Origin of the sequence: Chitinimonas sp., assembly GCF_041904975.1 — a bacterium.
In the GTDB taxonomy this organism is placed as follows: Bacteria; Pseudomonadota; Gammaproteobacteria; order Burkholderiales; family Chitinimonadaceae; genus Chitinimonas.
In genome coordinates, this window is record NZ_JAYRLZ010000188.1 from 4,918 (window position 1) to 8,548 (window position 3,631).

General features: G+C 60.9%; 1 protein-coding gene and 2 pseudogenes. All 3 read right to left on the minus strand.

The window, feature by feature from the left end; all coding sequences use genetic code 11:
- A pseudogene (locus ACE3OH_RS15775) lies at nucleotides 1–1,295 on the minus strand (FHIPEP family type III secretion protein); the annotation flags it as partial.
- Nucleotides 1,296–1,559: 264 nt separating this feature from the next.
- Nucleotides 1,560–2,693 carry a flagellar biosynthesis protein FlhB gene (flhB, locus tag ACE3OH_RS15780; RefSeq protein ID WP_374355011.1) on the minus strand — a complete coding sequence of 378 codons (1,134 nt, stop codon included), beginning with the start codon at nucleotides 2,691–2,693 and terminating at the stop codon, nucleotides 1,560–1,562.
- 82 nt (nucleotides 2,694–2,775) lie between these two features.
- Nucleotides 2,776–3,631: pseudogene (locus ACE3OH_RS15785) on the minus strand (hypothetical protein); the annotation flags it as partial.

A 3,631-nucleotide genomic window follows, 5' to 3' on the forward strand; every position in this document is an offset into this window, starting at 1 on the left:
CGCCAGATACTGGCCGACATAGGCTTCGCCCTCACCCAGGTCCACGCCCTTGAGCTGGATGCGGTAGGCATTCGGCTTGAGTTCGAGATTGTCGCGAATATGGATGGCCGGCACCAGAAAGCCGAGGTCCTGGGCGATTTTCTTGCGTATGCCGCGAATGCGCCGCAGCAGTTCGCCATCCTGGTTGCGGTCGACCAAGGGAATGATGCGATAGCCGACCTCCAGGCCCACCGGGTCGACCGCCGCCACGTCATGCCAGCCCACCTCCTGCGCTTTTTGCTCTTGTTCTTTGGCGGCTGCAGTCTGCTGGGCGAGCTGGGCTGGCGGCACTTCGGCCTCCTTGGCGCGCTCTCGCTGCTCCAGCACATAGGCAAGGCCAGCCATGGCGGCCGCCATGAACAGGAAGGCGACATGCGGCATATTCGGTATCAGGCCGAATACGCCGATCACCGCAGCGGTGATGTACAGCGTCTGCGGCTTGGAGAACAGCTGGCCCAGCAACTGCTCGGACAGGTCTTTTTCGTCGCCGACGCGCGAAACGACGATACCGGCAGCGGTGGAGATGATCAGACCGGGAATCTGTGCCACCAGCCCGTCGCCGATCGACAGCAGGGTGTAGGTCTTGCCGGCTTCGGCAAATGGCAGGTCGTGCGAAATCATGCCGACAACCATGCCGGCCAAGAGATTGATGACGATGATCAGGATGCCGGCCACCGCATCGCCGCGCACGAACCATCCATCGAGCCGAAAAAGTCGGCTTCCTGGGCAATGATCTTGCGCCGCTTGCGTGCATCTTCCTCGCCGATCAGGCCGGCGTTCAGGTCGGCATCGATGGCCATCTGCTTGCCGGGCATGGCATCGAGGGTGAAACGGGCGCTCACTTCGGCGATACGGCCGGCGCCCTTGGTGATCACCACGAAATTGATGATGGTCAGGATCACGAACACCACGATACCGACGGCGATATTGCCGCCGATCAGGAAGTGGCCGAAGGCTTCGATCACCTTGCCGGCCGCATCGCCGCCGCTATGGCCATGGGTGAGGATCACCCGGGTGGAGGCGACATTCAGCGCCAGACGCAGCAAGGTGGTCATCAGCAGCACCACCGGAAAGGCGGAAAAATCCAGGGGCTGCTTGGTATTGATCGACACCATCAGCACGATGATGGCGACGGCGATATTGAAGGTAAAAAACAGATCAAGCAGGAAGGGCGGCAGCGGCAGGATGAATAGCGTCAGCACCATCAGCACAAGGATGGGGCCGGCCAGCGATGTCAGGTTGAGGCGAATGGGCATATAGGTGCGGCGTTCACTGCGTTGTCATCAATCCATGCTTCTTCATATGGCAGATTAACTAGATGCGCTTTCCTTTTGAATTATCGTACTTTTGTCCATATTGTCACGACCAATGCTTGGCAGACTGATGTGCTGTCGTGAAAAGGCGGCAATTGGCCGCATCAATCCGGGTGTTTTGTGAAATTACCCGGCATTGCACGGTTTTGTTCCGACTCAATACACTGTTTTTATGGGCGATTTACTCATGCCGGGTGTCGCGATTGACTAGCTGCCGGGGTCCAGCTCTTCCGGTACCGGCAGCTTGGCCGCCAAGCTCGGTTCGATGCCGCCATGGCGCCGGAAGTGATTGAGTTGGTAAATATAGGCCAGTACTTCGGCTACCGCGTTATATAAGGCGCTGGGAATATCGTCGCCCAGATCGGCATGGTGATACAGCGCCCGTGCCAGCGGCGGCGTGCGCAGAATCGGCACCTGGTGCTCGCGACCGAGTTCGATGATGCGCTCGGCCAGCAGGAAGGAACCCTTGGCCACCACCTTGGGCGCGCTCATCTTCTTGTCGTCATAGCGCAGCGCAACCGCATAGTGAGTCGGATTGGTCACCACCACATTGGCCTTGGGAATCTCGCTCATCATGCGCTGCCGTGCTGCCTGCATCTGCAGCTGGCGGATCTTCGCCTTGACCTGCGGGTCGCCGTCCGATTCCTTGGCTTCCTGGCGCACTTCTTCCTTGGTCATGCGCAGATTGCGGTGGTAGTCCCATAGCTGGAACGGCACATCGATCAGCACGATGATCAGCATCGACCCGACCACCAGCGCCATGGTGAAGCGCAGCAGATGCCACACATACAAAAGGCTCTGGAACGGCGGCATGGCTATCAGCTGGATGATCTGGTCGCGCTCATGCCAGATGGTCAGCGCGGCGATGCCGCCGATCAGCCCGGACTTGAGGATGGCCTTGCCCATTTCCACCAGGCTGCGCACCGAGAACATGCGTCCAAGACCATTGGCGGGATTGAGCTTGCCGAAATTGGGTGTGAGCGGCTCGAAGGTGAACAGCCAACCCGACAGCATGATGGAAGCCAGTACGGCGGCTGCAACGGTAATGCCGAGCAGGGGCAGGATGGCCAGCAAGGCATCGTGGCAGGCACGATACAGATGCAGCGCCAGTTGGCCCTGATCGGCCAGCGTGCCCTGATCAAAGCGCAGATTGTCGATCATCACCGCCTTGAGTGCGGCATAGATCTGGTCGCCCTGGGCGAATACCGTTGCCATGCCGGCGGCCACCACCGCAAAGGTCACCAGCTCTTGCGAGCGGGCTATCTGGCCCTTGTTGCGGGCATCTTCCAGCCTTCGGGGGCTGGGGTCTTCGGTGCGTTCGAGGTCGCTGTCCTCGGCCATGGCTGCCACGCGCTGCTATCGGATGGCCTCAATGTAGCAGGGCCGCCCAGTGGGCGGCCCTGTTTGTTGCGTCTTGCGCGGCTTACTTGTTGCGGTGGTTCAACAGTGCCAGGGTCTTTTCCGACACGCCGACCAGGTCACTGGTCTTCTGGCGAATCATATCGGTCGGGCGGGCGTTCTTCTTCAGCAGGGCTTCTACCAGCAGCCAGCCGGCGTAACGGGCCTGGGCCAGTTGCGGGCCGCTGTAGTTGGCCAGGGTGGCCGGGCTGCCATCGCGCAGCTTGCTGATGATGGCGCTGAGGTCGTTGCCTTCGCTGGATTTGACGGCGGCGAGTTGTGCCGGCGTCAGATCGAGATAGGCTTCTACCGGTTTGCCCGGCGCTGCCAGCTTCGTCACATGGGCCAGTACGCCTTCGCCGATGATCAGCTCGGCCAGGTTGCGCGGCTGGCTACCCCATACCGCGGTGTAGGGCAGCATGATGGTGCCCAGCTGGCGCGCAAACGGTACCGCACGGGCGCTGCTGTCGACTTCCAGTGGCAGGTAGATATTGGTAGTGTCGCCATCCTTGCTGGTCCACACCTTGCCATCGAAGGTGCCGACATAGGTGACAAAACGCATCGAAAGCGACTTGTCGAGACCAAGCTGCACCGACACGCTGTCGATCAGGGTTTTCGGTTCGCTGGCGATACCATCGAAACCGGCCTTGATGCGGTCCATCGCACCGGCGTACTTGGGCCAGGCAGCCTCCAGCGCAGCGCGGGCGGCGGCATCATCGGCCTGGGCGGTGAAGTTGTAGCTGTCCTTGAACAGACGCCAGCGCCGATCCGACTCGGACTCGACTGGTGCAGCCGGCGTGGCGGGCGCTGCCGGAGCGGTGCTGTTAGCGGGTGTGGCTGGGGTAGCGGGAGCCTTTACCGGCTCGATAGCGGTCTCGTAA

What these genes read in the sequence shown, in the direction of transcription:
- flhB (WP_374355011.1), bottom strand. Translation starts at nt 2,693, where the DNA reads ATGGCCGAGGACAGCGACCTCGAACGCACCGAAGACCCCAGCCCCCGA.